Annotated in this window: 15 protein-coding genes; 8 read left to right on the forward strand and 7 right to left on the reverse strand. The window is 72.9% G+C overall.

All coding sequences use genetic code 11. The annotated features are described in order from the left end of the window. Positions 1 to 57 precede the first annotated feature (57 nt). From ACFYL6_RS05000 to rdgB, 7 genes are all read left to right on the forward strand, one after another. The gene (locus ACFYL6_RS05000) at positions 58 to 411 is read left to right on the forward strand and encodes a MoaD/ThiS family protein (RefSeq protein WP_387167595.1); all 354 of its coding nucleotides are present in this window, start codon (positions 58 to 60) and stop codon (positions 409 to 411) included. Positions 412 to 422: 11 nt separating this feature from the next. After that, positions 423 to 1,388: a PLP-dependent cysteine synthase family protein gene (locus tag ACFYL6_RS05005; protein WP_387167598.1), complete on the forward strand. Its 966-nt coding sequence runs from the start codon at positions 423 to 425 to the stop codon at positions 1,386 to 1,388. 223 nt (positions 1,389 to 1,611) lie between these two features. Then, a complete protein-coding gene (locus ACFYL6_RS05010) occupies positions 1,612 to 2,355 on the forward strand; it encodes an MBL fold metallo-hydrolase (protein ID WP_387167600.1) in 744 nt (247 codons plus the stop codon). A 110-nt stretch (positions 2,356 to 2,465) separates the two neighbouring features. After that, a complete protein-coding gene (locus ACFYL6_RS05015) occupies positions 2,466 to 3,608 on the forward strand; it encodes a glycosyltransferase family 4 protein (protein ID WP_387167603.1) in 1,143 nt (380 codons plus the stop codon). Further along, positions 3,605 to 4,774: a glycosyltransferase gene (locus tag ACFYL6_RS05020; protein WP_387167606.1), complete on the forward strand. Its 1,170-nt coding sequence runs from the start codon at positions 3,605 to 3,607 to the stop codon at positions 4,772 to 4,774. The genes ACFYL6_RS05015 and ACFYL6_RS05020 overlap by 4 nt, the downstream gene beginning before the upstream one ends. 9 nt (positions 4,775 to 4,783) lie before the next feature. Further along, on the forward strand, positions 4,784 to 5,509 hold the full coding sequence (gene rph, locus ACFYL6_RS05025) for a ribonuclease PH (RefSeq protein ID WP_030487206.1): 726 nt from the start codon (positions 4,784 to 4,786) through the stop codon (positions 5,507 to 5,509). Positions 5,510 to 5,561: 52 nt separating this feature from the next. Next, positions 5,562 to 6,179 (forward strand): RdgB/HAM1 family non-canonical purine NTP pyrophosphatase, encoded by a 618-nt coding sequence (rdgB, locus tag ACFYL6_RS05030; RefSeq protein WP_196921337.1) that lies wholly within the window; start codon positions 5,562 to 5,564, stop codon positions 6,177 to 6,179. Between the two features lie 94 nt (positions 6,180 to 6,273). On the opposite strand, the gene hutH is transcribed toward rdgB, so the two are convergent. The 6 genes from hutH to ACFYL6_RS05060 are packed head-to-tail and all read right to left on the reverse strand — an operon-like array spanning position 6,274 to position 14,071. Beyond that, a complete protein-coding gene (gene hutH / locus ACFYL6_RS05035) occupies positions 6,274 to 7,812 on the reverse strand; it encodes a histidine ammonia-lyase (RefSeq protein ID WP_387167610.1) in 1,539 nt (512 codons plus the stop codon). After that, positions 7,809 to 8,996 carry an imidazolonepropionase gene (gene hutI / locus ACFYL6_RS05040; protein ID WP_387167613.1) on the reverse strand — a complete coding sequence of 396 codons (1,188 nt, stop codon included), beginning with the start codon at positions 8,994 to 8,996 and terminating at the stop codon, positions 7,809 to 7,811. The genes hutH and hutI overlap by 4 nt, the downstream gene beginning before the upstream one ends. Next, positions 8,993 to 10,360, reverse strand: coding sequence for a formimidoylglutamate deiminase (locus ACFYL6_RS05045; RefSeq protein WP_387167616.1), 1,368 nt, complete (start codon positions 10,358 to 10,360; stop codon positions 8,993 to 8,995). The genes hutI and ACFYL6_RS05045 overlap by 4 nt, the downstream gene beginning before the upstream one ends. Continuing rightward, positions 10,351 to 11,553 (reverse strand): allantoate amidohydrolase, encoded by a 1,203-nt coding sequence (locus ACFYL6_RS05050; protein ID WP_387167619.1) that lies wholly within the window; start codon positions 11,551 to 11,553, stop codon positions 10,351 to 10,353. Before ACFYL6_RS05050 ends, ACFYL6_RS05045 begins: the two co-directional genes overlap by 10 nt. Beyond that, the gene (gene hutU, locus ACFYL6_RS05055) at positions 11,550 to 13,202 is read right to left on the reverse strand and encodes a urocanate hydratase (RefSeq protein ID WP_387167622.1); all 1,653 of its coding nucleotides are present in this window, start codon (positions 13,200 to 13,202) and stop codon (positions 11,550 to 11,552) included. The genes ACFYL6_RS05050 and hutU overlap by 4 nt, the downstream gene beginning before the upstream one ends. 17 nt (positions 13,203 to 13,219) lie before the next feature. Further along, positions 13,220 to 14,071 (reverse strand): MurR/RpiR family transcriptional regulator, encoded by an 852-nt coding sequence (locus tag ACFYL6_RS05060; protein ID WP_238659564.1) that lies wholly within the window; start codon positions 14,069 to 14,071, stop codon positions 13,220 to 13,222. Positions 14,072 to 14,200: 129 nt separating this feature from the next. On the opposite strand from ACFYL6_RS05060, the gene ACFYL6_RS05065 reads away from it, so the two are divergent. Continuing rightward, positions 14,201 to 15,574 (forward strand): hypothetical protein, encoded by a 1,374-nt coding sequence (locus ACFYL6_RS05065; RefSeq protein WP_387167625.1) that lies wholly within the window; start codon positions 14,201 to 14,203, stop codon positions 15,572 to 15,574. 19 nt (positions 15,575 to 15,593) lie between these two features. On the opposite strand, the gene ACFYL6_RS05070 is transcribed toward ACFYL6_RS05065, so the two are convergent. Next, entirely contained in the window at positions 15,594 to 16,841 is a 1,248-nt protein-coding gene (locus ACFYL6_RS05070; protein ID WP_387167628.1) for an acyltransferase family protein, read from the reverse strand. Between the last annotated feature and the right edge of the window lie 263 nt (positions 16,842 to 17,104).

Consider the following 17,104-nt stretch of genomic DNA (forward strand, 5'->3'; position numbering starts at 1 on the left):
CGCCGCAGCCGTCTCGTTCCGTCACCGTAGGCACACCCGATCGAGGAGTTCGACATCATGGCCATTGAGGTTCGCATCCCCACCATCCTGCGCAGCTACACCGGCGGCGCCAAGGTCGTCGACGGCACCGGCGACACGCTCGCCGATCTGCTCACCGACCTGGATTCCCGGCACGGCGGTCTGCGTGGGCGGCTGATCACCGACGCGGGCACGCTGCACCGCTTCGTCAACGTCTACGTCAACGACGAGGACGTCCGCTTCCTCGGCGCGCTCGACGCGAAGCTCTCCGACGGCGACAGCGTCACCATCCTGCCGGCCGTGGCCGGCGGCGCGTTCGGTTTCGCGGCGGCAGCGGCGATCAGCTCGCACAGCGCCACCGCTGCGGTCCGCGACGCCGTCGCGGCTCGCTGAGGTCGGCCGCCATGGCGCGGTACGACAGCCTGCTCGACGCCTGCGGGGGTACGCCGCTGGTCGGCCTGCCCCGGCTCTCCCCGACGGTGCCCGACGGGGCCCCTCCGGTGCGGCTCTGGGCCAAGCTGGAGGACCGCAACCCCACCGGCAGCATCAAGGACCGCGCGGCGCTGTTCATGGTCCGGGCGGCGGAGGAGGCTGGTCGGCTCCGCACGGGTGACACCATCCTCGAACCGACGAGTGGCAACACCGGCATCTCGTTGGCGATGGTGGCGAAGCTGCGCGGCTACCGGCTGGTCTGCGTGATGCCGGAGAACGTCTCCACCGAACGGGTCCAGCTGCTCCGGATGTACGGGGCCGAGATCATCTTCTCGCCGGCGGCGGGTGGTTCCAACCAGGCGGTCGCCACGGCCAAGCAGATCGCCACCGAGCACCCCGACTGGGTGATGCTCTACCAGTACGGCAACGAGGCCAACGCACGGGCGCACTACGAGACGACCGGGCCGGAGCTGCTGCACGACCTGCCCAGCATCACGGACTTCGTGGCCGGGCTGGGCACCACCGGCACCCTGATGGGCACCGGGCGTTACCTGCGGGAGAAGGTCGAGGGCATTCAGATCGTGGCGGCGGAGCCGCGCTACGGCGAGTTGGTCTACGGCCTGCGCAACATCGACGAGGGGTACGTGCCGGAGCTCTACGACGCCTCGGTGCTCTCCCGGCGTTTCTCGGTCGGCACCCGGGACGCGGTGTTGCGCACCCGCCAGCTGGTGGAGGTGGAGGGCATCTTCGCCGGGTTCTCCACCGGCGCGATCCTGCATGCCGCGTTGGCGGTGGCGCACGAGGCGGTGCGCGACGGCCGGCGGGCCGATGTGGCGTTCGTGGTCTGCGACGGCGGCTGGAAGTACCTGTCCACCGGCGCGTACGGCGGCACGCTCGCCGATGCCGAGGACGCCCTGGAGGGGCAGCTCTGGGCCTGACCGGTCTGGTCTTCCGATTACGGGCCGTCGACATCCGTCGACGGCCCGTACGCTTCCCGGCGTACCGCGAGCGGGTGTCACGTTCGTGACAACTTCCGTTGGATGATTCTTGCCGCCCGGTGCGCCAGCGTAGGCTGCGCAGCGTGGCGTACGCGTCGGTAGAGATCATGGCCGGGACCATCGCCGGCACGGGTGCTACTGATAGTGACAGCGAGACCACTCGATGCGACTGACCGTTCTGGGAAGCGCCGGCAGTTTTCCTGGCCCCGAATCTCCCTGCTCGGCCTATCTCGTCGAGGCCGACGGGTTCCGGCTCCTGGTCGACTTCGGCTCCGGGTCGCTGTCCAGCCTCCAGCGGTACTCGGGGTTGCACGCCCCGGACGCGATCCTGCTGACCCACCTGCACTGCGACCACATGTTCGACGCCGTGCTGTACGTGGTGGTGCGCCGGTACGCCCCGGACGGCCCCTACCCGGCGCTGCCGGTGTACGCGCCAGCCGGTGCGCCGGACCGGCTCAGCGCCGCGTACGGCGACGACGGTTCGGTGGAGGACGTGTACCAGTTCTACGCGCTGCAGCCGGGCACCTTCCCGATCGGCCCGTTCACGGTCACCGTCGACCGGGTCAACCATCCCGTCGAGACGTACGGCGTGCGGCTGGAGCACGAGGGCCGTTCGCTGTGCTACTCGTCGGACACCGCCCCCTGCGAGGCGTTGCTGCGGCTGGCCCAGGACGCCGACGTGTTCCTCTGCGAGGCCAGTTACCTCGACGGCATGGACAATCCGCCGGATCTGCACCTGACCGGTCGGGAGGCCGGTGAGGCGGCGACCAAGGCCGGGGTGGGCCGGCTGCTGCTCACCCACCTGGTGCCCGCCTGGGGCAGTGAGGCGCACACGCTGGAGTCGGCCGCCGCCGCGTACACCGGGCCGCTCGAGGTGGTCCGGCCCGGCGCGAGCTACGACGTCTGACGCACCGAGTCCCGGTTCGCGGGGCCGGGCCGCGGTGTTGTGCCGTACTGTTCGCCGGCCGGTCAGCGGACGGTCGTCTGGCGCACCCGTGGCACCCGCACGGTGTGGGCATGCGGATCGCCATCGTGACCGAGTCGTTCCCACCGGATGTGAACGGCGTCGCCCACTCCGTGGTGCGGACGGCGGAGCACCTGCTCGACCGGGGCCATGAGCCGGTGGTCATCGCGCCCGCCCCACCCGGTGGCCGGCAGGGCATCGACCGGCTGCCGTACCCGGTGGTGCGCATTCCCAGCGTGCCGCTGCCCCGCTACCAGGGTTTCCGGCTGGGCGTGCCGACCAACGCCCGACTGACCGGGGCGCTGCTCTCGGCCGAGCCGGACGTGGTCCACCTGGCCAGCCCGTTCGTCCTGGGCGCCCGGGCGGCAACGCTGGCCAGCCGGCACGGGCTGCCCACGGTGGCCGTCTACCAGACCGACGTGGCGGCGTACGCCCGGGCGTACCGGGTGAGTTGGGGCGAGGCGGCGGCGTGGCGGCGGATCCGCGAGATCCACAATTCGGCGCAGCGCACCCTCGCCCCGTCCACCCGGGCCGCCGCCGACCTGATCGCCAACGGGGTGCAGCGGATCTGGCTGTGGCGGCGCGGTGTGGACGCCGTTCGCTTCGATCCGGCCAAGCGGTGCGCGGCGCTGCGGGACCGGCTGGCCCCCGGCGGTGAACTGCTGGTCGGCTACGTCGGCCGGCTCGCCCCGGAGAAGCGGGTGGAGTTGCTGGCGGCGACGTCCCGTTTGCCCGGCGTACGGGTGGTGGTGGCCGGCGACGGCCCGACCCGCCGCCAGTTGGCCAGGGAGCTGCCCGGGGTGACCTTCCTGGGCGTGCAGCAGGGCGAGGACCTGGCACGTCTCTACGCCAGCCTGGATCTGTTCGTGCACACCGGACCGCACGAGACCTTCGGCCAGACCATCCAGGAGGCGCTGGCCTCCGGAGTGCCCGTCGTGGCACCGGCCAGCGGCGGCCCGGTCGACCTCGTCGACCACGGCGTGACCGGGCTGCTGGTGCCGCCGAACGACGGCGACGCGCTCGCCGCGGCGGTGGCCGAGCTGACCGGCGACGCCGGCCGACGGCGGGCCTACGGGCTGGCCGCCCGGGTCGCGGTCAGTCGCCGCAGCTGGGCGGCGGTCGGCGACGAGCTGGTCGGGCACTACCACGCGGTACGCGCCGTAGCCGCCACCGCCGGTCTGCCGGCCGCCTCGTGACCGCGGCCGCCGGCGGGCTGCGGATCGTGCGGCTCGCCAACTTCGTCACGGAACGCTCCGGCGGCCTGCGTACCGCGCTGCGGCATCTCGGTGCCGGCTACCGGGCGGCCGGGCACGATCCGGTGCTGGTGATACCCGGTCAGCGGGACGCCGACGAGACGTACCCGTGGGGGCGGGTGGTCACAGTGCCCGGGCCGCGGTTGCCGGTCAGCGGTGGCTACCGGCTGCTGGCTGGCCGACGCCGGTTGGCCCGGCTCCTCACCGACCTGGCACCGGACCGGTTGGAGGTCTCCGACCGGTCGTCGCTGCGCTGGACCGGGCGGTGGGCGCGGGCGCACGGGGTGCCGTCGGTGATGGTGTCGCACGAGTCGCTGACCGGGCTGCTCGGCCAGTGGGGCGTACCGGACGCGCTGCGCCACTCCACCGCCGACCGGCTCAACCGGGCGACCAGCCGGGCGTACGACCGGGTCGTCTGCACGACCCGGTGGGCGGCCGAGGAGTTCGCCCGGATCGGCGCCGACAACGTGGATCTGGTGCCGCTCGGGGTGGACCTGGACACCTTCGCCCCGCACCGGGCCGACCCGCGGGTGCGCGAGCGGTACGCCGGCCCCGACGAGTTGCTGTTGGTGCACTGCGCTCGGCTCTCCCCGGAGAAGCGACCGGAGTTGGCCGTGCAGACCCTCGCCGAGCTGCGCCGGGCGGGCGTACCGGCGGTGCTGGTGATGGCCGGCGACGGCCCGTTGCGCGGCGCGCTGGCCCGACGGGCGGCGGGGCTGCCGGTCACGTTCACCGGCTTCCTGCCGGACCGGGCCGCGGTGGCCGCGTTGCTCGCCAGCGCGGACGTGGTGCTGGCGCCGGGCCCGGTGGAGACGTTCGGTCTCGCCGGCCTGGAGGCGCTGGCCTGCGGCACCCCGGTGGTGGTCAACGCGGCCAGCGCGCTGCCCGAGGTGGTCGGCGGGGCCGGGCTGGCGGCGTACGGCTCGGGGGTGGCGATGGCGGCGGCGGTGACCCGCCTGGCGGCCCGGCCGGAGGCGCGGCGGCGGCGGGGCGCCCGGGCACGGGCCGAGGAGTTCGGCTGGCCGGCGGCGGTCGCCGGGTTCCTCGGTGTGCACGGCGCGGACGTTCTCCGGGGCACCCCGAGCGAGGTGGATCGCCGCACCGCATAGGGTGCAGGGATGGCGCGACCTGACGGGCGAGGGCCCTCTCAACTTCGACCGGTGACCCTGACCCGTGGCTGGAGCACCCATCCGGAGGGCTCGGTGCTCGTCGAGTTCGGCGGCACCCGGGTGCTCTGCACGGCGAGCGTCACCGAGGGGGTGCCCCGCTGGCGCAAGGGCTCCGGGCTCGGCTGGGTGACCGCCGAGTACGCGATGCTGCCCCGGGCCACCAACACCCGCTCCGACCGGGAGAGCGTCAAGGGTCGGGTCGGTGGCCGTACCCACGAGATCTCCCGGCTGATCGGCCGCAGCCTGCGGGCCAGCATCGACCTCAAGGCGCTCGGCGAGAACTCGATCGTGCTCGACTGCGACGTGCTCCAGGCCGACGGCGGCACCCGCACGGCCGCGATCACCGGCGCCTACGTCGCGTTGCACGACGCGGTGGGCTGGCTCGCCGCCCGAAAGGCGTTGGCCGGCAAGCCGGAGAAGGTGATGCACCGTTCGGTGGCCGCGGTCAGCGTGGGGATCATCGCGGGGGAGGCCCGGCTCGACCTCTGCTACGAGGAGGACGTCGCCGCCGAGGTGGACATGAACGTGGTGTGCACCGGCGCGGGTGACTTCGTCGAGGTGCAGGGCACCGGAGAGGCGGGCGTGTTCGCCCGCGACCAGCTCGACGCCCTGCTCGACCTGGCCGTCGCCGGCTGCGCCGAGTTGGCCGAAGCCCAGCGGAAGGCACTCGCGTGAGCGCGAGGAGTGAGCTCGCGGGCCCCGCAGTCGCGAACAAAGGTGTTTCAGCATGAACAAGGTCCTGCTCGCCACCCGTAACCGCAAGAAGCTGGTCGAGCTGCAGCGGATCCTGGACGGCGCGCTCGGCGCGCACCGGATCGCCCTGCTCGGGCTGGACGACGTCGAGCAGTACGCCGAGCTGCCCGAGACCGGCCTGACCTTCGGCGAGAACGCGCTGATCAAGGCGCGGGAGGGCTGCCGGCAGAGTGGCCTGCCGACCATCGCCGACGACTCCGGGCTCGCGGTCGACGCGCTCAACGGAATGCCGGGGGTGTTCAGCGCCCGCTGGTCCGGCCGGCACGGCGACGACCGGGCCAACCTCCAGCTGGTGCTGGACCAGATCGCCGACGTACCGGACGAGCAGCGGGCCGCCTCGTTCGTCTGCACCGTGGCGTTGGTGCTGCCCGGCGGCAAGGAGCACCTCGTCGACGGCCGGCAGTCCGGGCGGGTGCTGCGCGCGCCGCGCGGTGACGGCGGGTTCGGCTACGACCCGATCTTCCTGGGCGACGGGCAGGACCGGACCAACGCCGAGCTGACCCCGGCCGAGAAGGACGCCATCAGCCACCGGGGCAAGGCGCTGCGCGAGCTGGCCAAGCTGGTCGCGAAGGTGTTGCCACCCGCCGCCTGACGGGCGCGAGGTGCTGCCGCCGGCCGCCTGACGGGCGCGAGGTCGCTGACGCCCGCCGCCTGACCCGCGGCGGACGACAGCGACCCGACGGAGGTCAGCCCAGCGGGCCGACCTCTTGTTCGATGGCAGTGCGCAACTCCGGCCCGGCGACGACGGCACGGGCCGCCTCCATCACCGGGGCGAGGAACACGTCCGGGCCGGGCTCGCCGGCTGCCGTGCCGAGCGCGGCGACGGCCGCCCGGCCGGCCGGGGACGGCGCCAGCGGGGCGCGCAGTTGGAGGCCGCGTACGCCGGCCAGCAGCTCCACCGCGAGCAGGCTGGTCAGGTTGTCCAGCACGGTACGCAGCTTCTTGGCCGCCGCCCAGCCCATCGAGACGTGGTCCTCCTGCATCCCACTGGTGGGCAGCGAGTCCACGGAGGCGGGGGCGGCCAGCCGACGGTTCTCGGCGACGATCCCGGCCGCCGTGTACTGGGCGATCATCAGCCCGGAGTTGACCCCGGCGTCGGGGGAGAGGAACGCCGGCAGCTCCCGGGAGCGGGTGACGTCGAGCAGCCGGTCCACCCGCCGCTCGGCGATCGCGCCCACCTCGGCGGCGGCGATGGCGAGGAAGTCCGCGGCGAAGCCGAGCGGCGCGCCGTGGAAGTTGCCCGTCGACTCGACCCGGCCGTCCGGCAGGACCACCGGGTTGTCGACAACGGAGACCAGCTCCCGGGCCGCGACCGTGCGGACGAAGTCCAGGGTGTCGCGGGCCGCGCCGGCCACCTGCGGCGCGCAGCGCATCGAGTACGCGTCCTGTACTGCGTGCGCCAGGTCGTCGCGGTGTGAGTCCATCACCCGGGAGTCCTGCAACAGCCGGTGGATGTTCGCCGCCGACGCCGCCTGACCGGGGTGGGGCCGGATCGCGTGCAGCTCGGGCAGGAACGGCCGCTCCGAGCCGAGCATCGCCTCGATGGCCAGCGCGGCCGTCACGTCGGCCATGGCGAACAGGTGCGTCGCGTCGTGGATGGCCAGCAGCAGCATGCCGAGCATGCCGTCGGTGCCGTTGATCAGCGCCAGCCCCTCCTTGGCGGCCAGCTCGATCGGCTTGAGCCCGGCGGCGGTCAGCGCGTCGGCCGCGTCCTGCCGCTCACCGGCCGGGCCGAGCACCCAGCCCTCCCCGAGCAGCACCAGCGCGCAGTGCGCCAGCGGCGCCAGGTCGCCGGAGGCACCCAGCGAGCCGTGCTCGGGCACCCACGGGGTGATGTCGTGGTTGAGCAGGTCGACCAGGGCCTCCGCGACCAGCGGCCGGACCCCGGAGCGGCCCAGGGCCAGGGACCGGACCCGCAGCAGCATCATGGCCCGGACCACCTCGCGCGGCATCGGGGCGCCCACCCCGGCGGCGTGCGAGCGGATCAGCGCGTGTTGCAGCTCGGCCCGCCGCTCCGGGGCGATGAAGGTGTTGGCCAGCGCCCCGAACCCGGTGGAGACCCCGTAGACGGGACGGCCCGACGACTCGATGCCGTCCACGATGGCCCGACTGGTCGCCATCGCCTCGATGGTGGCCGGGGCCAGGACGACCGTGGCGGTGCCGCGGGCCACCGCGAGCACGTCGTCGGCGGTGATCCCGGTGGGCTGGATGGACACGTTCGTCATTGTGGAACTCCGTTGCGTATTACCTGGCGGATCAGGGGGACACCGGGCCGGTAGGCCAGGTGCAGGTAGGACGGCGCGTCGAGGACGACGAGGTCGGCCCGCGCGCCGGGGGTGAGGACACCGATGTCGTCGCGCCGCAGCGCCCGTGCGCCACCGGCGGTGGCGGCCCAGACCGCCTCGGCCGGGGTCATCCGCATCTCGCGGACCGCGAGGGCAACGCAGAACGGCATCGACGAGGTGTACGACGAGCCGGGGTTGCAGTCCGTCGCCAGCGCCACTGTGACACCGGCGTCGAGCAGCCGGCGGGCGTCCGGGTACGGCGATCGGGTGGAGAACTCCGCGCCGGGCAGCAGGGTCGCCACCGTGCGGGTGCCCGACCCGTCACTGTGGGCCGTGCCGGCCAGCGCGTCCATGTCGGCGTCGCTCAGGTGGGTGCAGTGGTCGACGCTGGCCGCGTCCAGCTCCACGCCCAGCCGCACCCCGGGGCCGGGGCCGAGCTGGTTGGCGTGCAGCCGTACGCCCAGCCCGGCGGCCTGACCGCAGGCCAGGATGGCGCGGGCGTGGTCCACGTCGAAGGCGCCCCGCTCGCAGAACACGTCGATCCACTTCGCGTACGGGGCGGCGGCGGCCAGCATCGGCCCGCAGACCAGTCCGACGTAGTCGTCGGGGCGGTCGGCGTACTCGGCGGGCACCACGTGCGCGCCCAGGAAGGTGGTCTCGGTGCTGGTCTCGGCGGCGATCCGCAGCGAGCGGGCCTCGTCGGCGACGGTCAGGCCGTACCCACTCTTGATCTCCATGGTCGTGGTGCCTTGGCGCAGCGCTTCCCCGCGCAGCCGGCGCACGGTGAGCCGCAGCTCCTCGTCGGTGGCGGCCCGGGTCGCACCGACAGTGGTCCGGATGCCGCCGCCGGTGTAGGGCTGGCCGGCCATCCGGGCGGCGAACTCGGTGGCCCGGTCCCCGGCGAAGACGAGGTGGGCGTGGCTGTCCACGAAACCGGGCAGCACGGCTGCCCCACCGGCGTCGACGTGGTGGTCGGCGGCCGGCGCGTACGCGGACGGCCCGACCCAGACCACCCGGCCCTCCTCGACCAGCACGGCGGCGTTGCGGCGAATGCCGAGCGGGCCCTCGCCGGCACCGTTGGTGACCAGCTCCCCGATGTTGTCGACCAGCAGGCTGCCGCTCATGCGGGCGTCACCGCCTCGATCGCGGACGACAGTTCCGCTGGCACGTCGACGGTCAGGTGTCGGCCCTCGGCCACGACCACCCGGCCGTCCACCACGACCTGTTCGACGTCGGCCGCGCCGGCCGCGAAGAACGCGCCCACCGGCGGCACCCCGGCGGTGCGGGCGCTGTCCAGGCGTACCGTCACCAGGTCGGCGCGGGCGCCCACCGCGATCCTCCCGGCGTCGGCCCAGCCCAGCGCGGCGTGCCCGGCGACGCTGGCCGCGCTCAGCAGGTCGAGCGGCGCGAAGTGGCCGCGTCGGCGGGTACGCAGCCGCTCGTCCAGCTCCACCGCCCGGGCCTCCTCGAACAGGTCGATCACGGCGTGGCTGTCGCTGCCGAGGCTCAACCGGATGCCCGCGTCGGCCATCAGCCGGGCCGGGCCGATGCCGTCGGCGAGGTCCCGTTCGGTGGTCGGGCAGAGGCACACCCCGGTCCGGCTGTCACCGAGCAGGGTCAGGTCCGCGCTGGTGGGGTGGGTGGCGTGGACGGCGGTGGTGGCCGGACCGAGCACCCCGTGCTCGGCCAGGAGCGCGGTGGGCGTGCGTCCGTGCACGGCCCGGCACTCGTCGTTCTCGGCGGGTTGCTCGGAGAGGTGCACGTGCAGCGGCGACTGCCGCTCCCGGGCCCAGTCGGCGACCGTGCGCAACTGATCGGCCGGAACGGCCCGCACCGAGTGCACGGCCGCGCCGACCCGGGCGTGCGGGTCCGTCGGCTGGAACGCCGCCGCCCGCTCGGCCCAGCGCGCCGCGTCGCCGTCGCCGAAGCGGCGTTGCGGCCCGGCGAGGGGTCGACCGTCCACGCTGGACGTCACGTAGCAGGTGTCCAGCAGGGTGAGCCGGATCCCGGCGTGCGCGGCGGCCTCCACCAGCGCCGCGCCCATCGCGTTCGGGTCGTCGTACGCGCCGCCGTCCGGCCGGTGGTGCAGGTAGTGGAACTCGCCCACGCCGGTGATCCCGGCCAGCGCCATCTCGGCGTAGACGGCCCGGGCCAGGGCGAGGTAGGTGTCCGGGTCGAGTCGGTCCGCGACGGCGTACATCTGGTCCCGCCAGGTCCAGAAGTCACCCCGCCCGCCGTGGGTGCGCCCGCGCAGCGCCCGGTGGAAGGCGTGCGAGTGCACATTGGCCAGGCCCGGCAGGGTCAGGCCGGGCAGCGGCACCGCGTCGGTGCACACCTCGACCCCGGCCGGTGGCCTGCTGCCCGGGGTCAGCGGCGTCACCGCCGTGATCCGGTCGCCGTCGACCTCGATCAGCACGTCGGGGGTGGGTTCGGCGTGCTCGGGCAGCCAGGCGTACTCGGCGAGCCAGCGGGTCGGTGTCACCGGCATGTCAGCTCCTCCAGCACCCGCGCCAACGCCCGTACCCCGGCCGCGCAGTCGTCGTCGGTCGCGGTCTCGGCGGGGGAGTGCGAGACGCCTGTCGGGTTGCGCACGAAGAGCATCGCGGTGGGCAGATGAGCGGCGAGCACCCCGGCGTCGTGCCCCGCGCCGGTGGGCAGCACCGGCGCGTCGAGCAGCGTGGCCAGCCGCTGTGCCAGCCCGCCGTCGAAGGCGACAACCGGGGTGGCCGACTCCTCGGTGACGGTCACCGTCGTACCGTCGCGGCGGGCCCGCTCGGCGAGCTTGCCGCGCACCGCGTCGACCAGCCCGGTCAGCGTCTCCGGGTCGGCGGCCCGGGCGTCCAGCCAGCCGGTCACCCTCGACGGGATCGCGTTGGTGGCGTTGGGTTCGACGGCGACCCGGCCCACTGTGGCGTGCGCGCCGCGCAGCCGGGCCTCCTTGTTGGCCGCCAGCACCGTGAACGCGTAGGTCAGCATCGGGTCGCGCCGGTCGGCCATCCGGGTGGTGCCCGCGTGGTTGCCCTCGCCGACGACGTCGAAGCGCCACCGGCCGTGCGGCCAGATCGCGCTGGCCACCGCGACCGGCGACTCCGTCTCGACGAGCGCGCGGCCCTGCTCGACGTGCAACTCCACGAAGGCGCCGAACCGGCCCAGCAACTCCGGGCGGGCGCCCGCCGGCCGGTCACCGAGCGCCTCGGCGAAGCTCACCCCGGCCGCGTCGCGCAGGCCGGCCGCGCGCTCGGCCGACAGCGCCCCGGTGAGCAGCCGCGACCCCAGACACGGTACGCCGAATCGCGCCCCCTCCTCCTCGACGAAGGCACCCAGCACCAGCGGCCGGTCCGGGGTGACGCCGGCGGCGCGCAGCTCGTCCACGGAGAGGAACGCGCTGACGATGCCGAGCGGCCCGTCGTACGCCCCGCCGTGCGGCACCGAGTCGAAGTGGCTGCCGGTGAGCACCGCGTCGGACGCCTCCGGGTCACCCCAGTGGGCGAAGAGGTTGCCGTTGCCGTCCTCGGTGACCGGCATGGCACGGCCTTCGGCCTGCGCGCGGAACCAGGCGCGTAGCTCCCGCTCCGGCTCGGTCAACGCGTACCGCAGGTAGCCGCCGCTGTCGGCGTCCCGCCCGACCGGCGCGATCTCGTCCCACAGCGCCCGGAACCGGGCGGAAAGGTCGTCGCTCACGGCGCCTCCGTCATGGGCACCCGGACCCCGGTGCGGTCGGCGACCTCGCGGGCGCTCTCGTAGCCGGCGTCGACGTGCCGGATGACGCCCATCGCCGGGTCGTTGGTGAGCACCCGCTCGATCTTCTGACCGGCGAGGGCGGTGCCGTCGGCGACGCACACCTGCCCGGCGTGGATCGACCGGCCGATGCCCACGCCGCCGCCGTGGTGGATGGACACCCAGGAGGCGCCACTGGCCGTGTTGACCAGGGCGTTGAGCAGCGGCCAGTCGGCGATGGCGTCGGAGCCGTCGGCCATCCCCTCGGTCTCCCGGTACGGGCTCGCGACGCTGCCGGTGTCGAGGTGGTCGCGGCCGATCACCACCGGGGCGGAGAGTTCACCGGAGGCGACCATGTCGTTGAACCGCACGCCAGCCTTGTCCCGTTCGCCCTGGCCGAGCCAGCAGATCCGGGCCGGCAGGCCCTGGAAGGCGACCCGCTCACCGGCCAGCTTGATCCACCGGGCCAGCGACTCGTTCTCCGGGAACAGGTCGAGGATGGCCCGGTCGGTGGCCGCGATGTCGGCCGGGTCGCCGGACAGCGCCGCCCACCGGAACGGACCCCGGCCCTCGCAGAACAACGGCCGGATGTACGCGGGCACGAAGCCCGGGAAGTCGAAGGCGCGCTGGTACCCGCCGAGTTGCGCCTCACCCCGGATCGAGTTGCCGTAGTCGAACACCTCGGCGCCGGCGTCGAGGAAGCCGACCATCGCCTCGACGTGCCTCGCCATCGAAGCGCGGGCCCGGTCGGTGAACTCGGCCGGCTTCGCGGCGGCGTAGTCCCGGGCCTCGGCCAGTTCCACCCCCACCGGCAGGTACGCCAGTGGGTCGTGCGCGCTGGTCTGGTCGGTCACGATGTCGATCTCGACGCCCCGGTTCAACAGGTCCGGGAAGACCTCTGCGGCGTTGCCGACCACGCCGACGCTCAGCGCCCGGCGCTCCCGCTTCGCCGCGCGGACCCGGGCGATCGCGTCGTCCAGGGAGTCGGCGACCTCATCCAGGTAGCGGTCGTGCACCCGACGGTCGAGCCGGGTGCGGTCCACGTCCACGATCAGGCAGACGCCGCCGTTCATGGTGACCGCGAGCGGCTGCGCGCCGCCCATTCCGCCGCAGCCGGCGGTCAGCGTCAGCGTGCCGGCGAGGGTGCTGTCGAACCGCTTCGCGGCCACCGCCGCGAACGTCTCGTAGGTGCCCTGGAGGATGCCCTGCGTTCCGATGTAGATCCACGAACCGGCCGTCATCTGCCCGTACATGGTCAGGCCGAGCTGTTCGAGGCGGCGGAACTCCGGCCAGGTCGCCCAGTCGCCGACCAGGTTCGAGTTGGCCAGCAGCACCCGGGGCGCCCACTCGTGGGTGCGCATGACCCCGACCGGTCGGCCCGACTGCACCAGCATCGTCTCGTCCTCGCGCAGGGCGGTCAGCGTGCGGACCAACGCGTGGTACGACGGCCAGTCCCGCGCCGCCTTGCCGGTGCCGCCGTAGACCACCAGGTCGTCGGGGCGTTCGGCCACCTCGGGGTCGAGGTTGTTCATCAACATCCGCAGGGCGGCCTCCTGCTGCCACCCACGGGTGGTGAGCTGGCTGCCCCGTGCGGCACGAATGGGCTGGGTCATCTCTGGTTCTCCTCCGGTCAACCGAGGAACAACTGTCGGCGGGCCGCGGAGGCTTCGAACGCCTCCAGTCGGCGCTGGGTGTCGGCCGGCGCGGCATCGCAGATCGCCTGCAACAGCACCATGGCCAGGGTCATCGGGGCGGTGTGCAGGTCGAAGACGAGCTGCGCGCCGACCGCGGCGGCGAGCACCACGTCGGCGTGCTCGGTGGCCGGGCTGACCGGCGAGTCGGTGATCGCCACCACGGTCAACCCGGCGTGGCGGGCGTCGCGCAGCGCGTCCAGGGTCTCCCGGGGGTAGCGGGGCAGCACGAAGGCGAGTACGGCGGACGCCCCGGCCTCGGCGGCCTGTTCCAGGCGGTCGGTGAGCAGGCTGCCGCCGTCGTCGAGGACCCGTACGTCCGGGTGCACCTTGGCCGCGAAGTAGGCGAAGTACGCGGCCAGCGGCGCGGCGGCGCGCAGGCCCAGCACCGGCAGTGGGCGACTTTCGGCGAGCAACCGCCCGGTCTCGGCGATCCGGTCCCGGTCGGCGAGCTGACCGGCCAGTCGATCCAGGTTGTCCATCTCGGCGCGTACCGCCTGCTGGAGCTCGTTGCCGGCGTCCGTCGTTCCGCCCGGCGTCGCGGCGGTCAGGTCGCGCAGGCGGCGGCGCAACGCCGGGTAGCCGTCGTGGCCGAGCGCGACCGCGAACCGGGTGACCGACGGCTGGCTGACCCCGGCCAGCTCGGCGACCTCGGCGGCCGACAGGTAGGCCACGGTGGGGGCGTGCTGCACCAGACAGTGCGCGATTCGGCGCTGGGTGGGGGTGAGCCGCACCCCCTGGAACAGGTCGAGCACCCGGTCAGCGGGTGCCTCGACAGCTCCTTCATTCATGGGCCGACTCTATGCATGAGAACTTTCACTGGCAAGCGCTCTCGGCTGCCACCGGCCGCCCCGGGCGGGGCAGGCCGGGTTGGCCGACGGTCGGTACTATCCGCACGGCGGTTCAACGGAGGAGTGCGCATGCAGCCGGAAGGCCCCTACAGGTACACCCACGCGCTCGGCGGGTCTCCGGTGGGGAAAGCATGGGCCGCGATCGACGAGCAGGGCCGGTTCGTCACCGTTGCGGTGCTCGACGCCGCCGTGGCGGCCACACCTGGCTGGCGTGAGGCGTTCGCCGGGGCTGCCGACCTGCTGGCCCAGTCGGCCGATCCGATGCCCTACACGTACGCCGACTTCTCCGCGGCCGCGCCCTGGGTGGCCTACCCGGCCGAGGCGGGCCCCGGTGCCGAGAAGCTGTTCCGGGCCCTCGGTGTCGACTACACCCCCGCCCCGACGGTGGCCCCACCGACGTCCGCGCCGCCCTCGTTCTCCGCGCCGCCCTCGTTCTCCGCGCCGCCCTCGGTGTCGGCCCCGCCCTCGGTGTCGGCCCCGCCGTCGGTGTCCGCGCCGCCGGTGTCGGGTCCACCGCAGCCCGTGTCCGGTGGCCCGCAGGCCCCGTGGGCGGTGCAGTCCGGCCCGATCCCCGGCCAACTGGTCTCCGCCGCCCCGCACTCCGTCTCCGGCGTACCCACGTCGCCGGGGCCGGTCACCTCGTCACCGCCGGCCGCGCACATCTCCCCGGTGAGTGGGCCGGGCCCCGACACCTTCGCCGCGCCGCCGCACGACCCGTTCAGCTCGCCAACCCAACGGATCCGGCCCTCTCCGCCCCGCAAGAGCCGTACCAAGCTCTGGATCGGGGTCGCCGCCCTGGTGGTGGTGCTCGTCGGTGGTGTGGGTGCCTTCGCGTGGAGCAGCTTCGGGGGGCCGTCCGAGCCCACGACGGCGAGCCCCGCGCCCACCGGCGTGGCCCAGTCCGGCCCGACGGCCTCGCTGCCCACCAGCCCGCCCCAGCAGCCGGGCCTGGAGCCGCCCCGACCCGGCGACTGGCCCCGGTGGCCGGCCTTCGCGAGCGGCGACGCGGTACGGATACTCAGCCCGGACGGAGTGGGCTTCAAGTTCGCGGTGCCGGCCGGCTGGGAGTGCGCGCCCGGCGGCAGCGCCGAGGGGCAGGTGGAGTACAACTGCGGCACCTCGATCGGGGACAACTCGGAGATCGGCGGCGAGCTGATCGTCCGTGACTGTCGTGAGTGCAACGAGGAACGGCGCGTCGCCCTGCGGAAGGCCGAGGAGGCGTGGGGGCTGCAGTGGCGCAGCGCCGGGGAGTACGTCGTCCTGGTCGAGACCCTGAAGCTCAACGGCGCGGAAAGGTACGGCGTCGTCGTGGTCGCATTCTGGCGTTCGGATCCGGACGGTGCGGTCGACCGCCAACTCGTACTGCGGATGACCGCCCCGACGGCATACATGGACATCGTTCGGCGCGTGATCAACTCTGTTCGTGACAACGCGCGCTTCTGAGGAACGTGGATCGCAGGGATCAGCGGGTCACCGGAGTGGGTGCGGCTGCCGCCGGGCGAGCGTGATCGGCGGCGGGTGGGACCGCACCGGCCGTGTCGTCTGTGGACTCCGAGGAGGCACGGACCTGCTGGAAACTGCTCTTCAGGCCGTTCCGCAACGCCCGGCTCAGCGGACGTTCCACGAACAGGTGCACGGCGTAGGCCAGCAGCAGTGTCCCGATGACGACGCCACCCAGGAGCAGCCACGGGGGCACGTCGTCGCGCAGGTGGCGGATGACGGTGCGTCCGTTGGCCGAATGGATCAGATAGAGCGGATAGGTGAGGGCGCCGATGGTCGCCAGCCCTCGCCATTGGATCCTGGCGAACCAACCGAGTGCGATACCGATCATCAAAAGATAGAAGATGGTCACCAGAGCCAGTGACGCCTTCCACGACATCGGCAGACCGGCCTTCACGAGCGGGGCCACCCGTGCGTCCAACATGACGGCGTTGACCGCGAAAGAGAAGCCGACAATGCACCAGAGCAGGAGGCTCTGCCCGAATCGGTGCATGAGGTAGAGCGCCATTCCCGCGACGAAGTACGACGCGAACCGTGGCTCGACCACCAACGTCAGAAACTTGAAGTCGGCACTGTGCGCGATGAGCGCGAGCGTCGTCCACACCATGCAGAACAGGAGGACCCGGCGGTACGTGACGCCGAAGGCGATCACGATCAGGAAGAGCAGATAGAACTTCAGCTCGATCAGCAGCGTCCAGTACGGCTCGTCGAGGTTGTCCAATTGCAGCAGGTTCTGCGTCATCGTGAGGTTGCCGATGATCTGCCGCAGGTCGGGTGCTTTTTCTCCGGGGTGTGGCCACAGCAGGAGCACTGACGCGGTCAGGAGGACCGCGAACAGATACGCAGGCATCAGTCGGGTGATGCGCGAGGTGAAGAAGTCGCTGAGTGACCGGCCCCACGAACTCATGCAGATCACGAAGCCGCTGATCATGAAGAAGAGTTCGACCCCCAGCCACCCGTAACTGGCGGCCTGCCGCAGTGGAGCGCCGAACAGAATCGCGGTGTCGGCCGCCCAGGACTCCCTGGCGTCGGCGAACAGCAAATGGTATGCGACGACCGCCATGGCGGCGAGGAAACGCAGAAGGTCTAGTACATAGAGCCGAGGTGCACGCGAAGTGGCCGGCGCGGGCGGCCGATCGAGCACCGCTTGGATCGGCAACTCGACGGTCTGTTCCTTGAGCGTCGAGCGGTCCGCGTGGGTGAGGTTCATGTCAACGCCCTGGCGAGAGAGGTGATCGGGGGAACGTAGGATACGTACCGGCCCTCGGCGACCCGGAACGGGACGCGCTTCAGGACACTTCGGATACCACGTCTGCCGCCGGCGATAGAGGCGGGCCTGACTCCGCGGTCACCAGAGGAAGAAGACCGCCGACTCAGCTTACCGAGACCCTCGATGACTATGTGGTCCTGCACCCGAGGCAAGGGGTTGGCGATATGCGCCGCAAATGGCAAAAAGGGGAATTAGAGCACCTT

Source organism: Micromonospora sp. NPDC007208, from assembly GCF_042869175.1.
Lineage (GTDB): Bacteria > Actinomycetota > Actinomycetes > Mycobacteriales > Micromonosporaceae > Micromonospora > Micromonospora foliorum.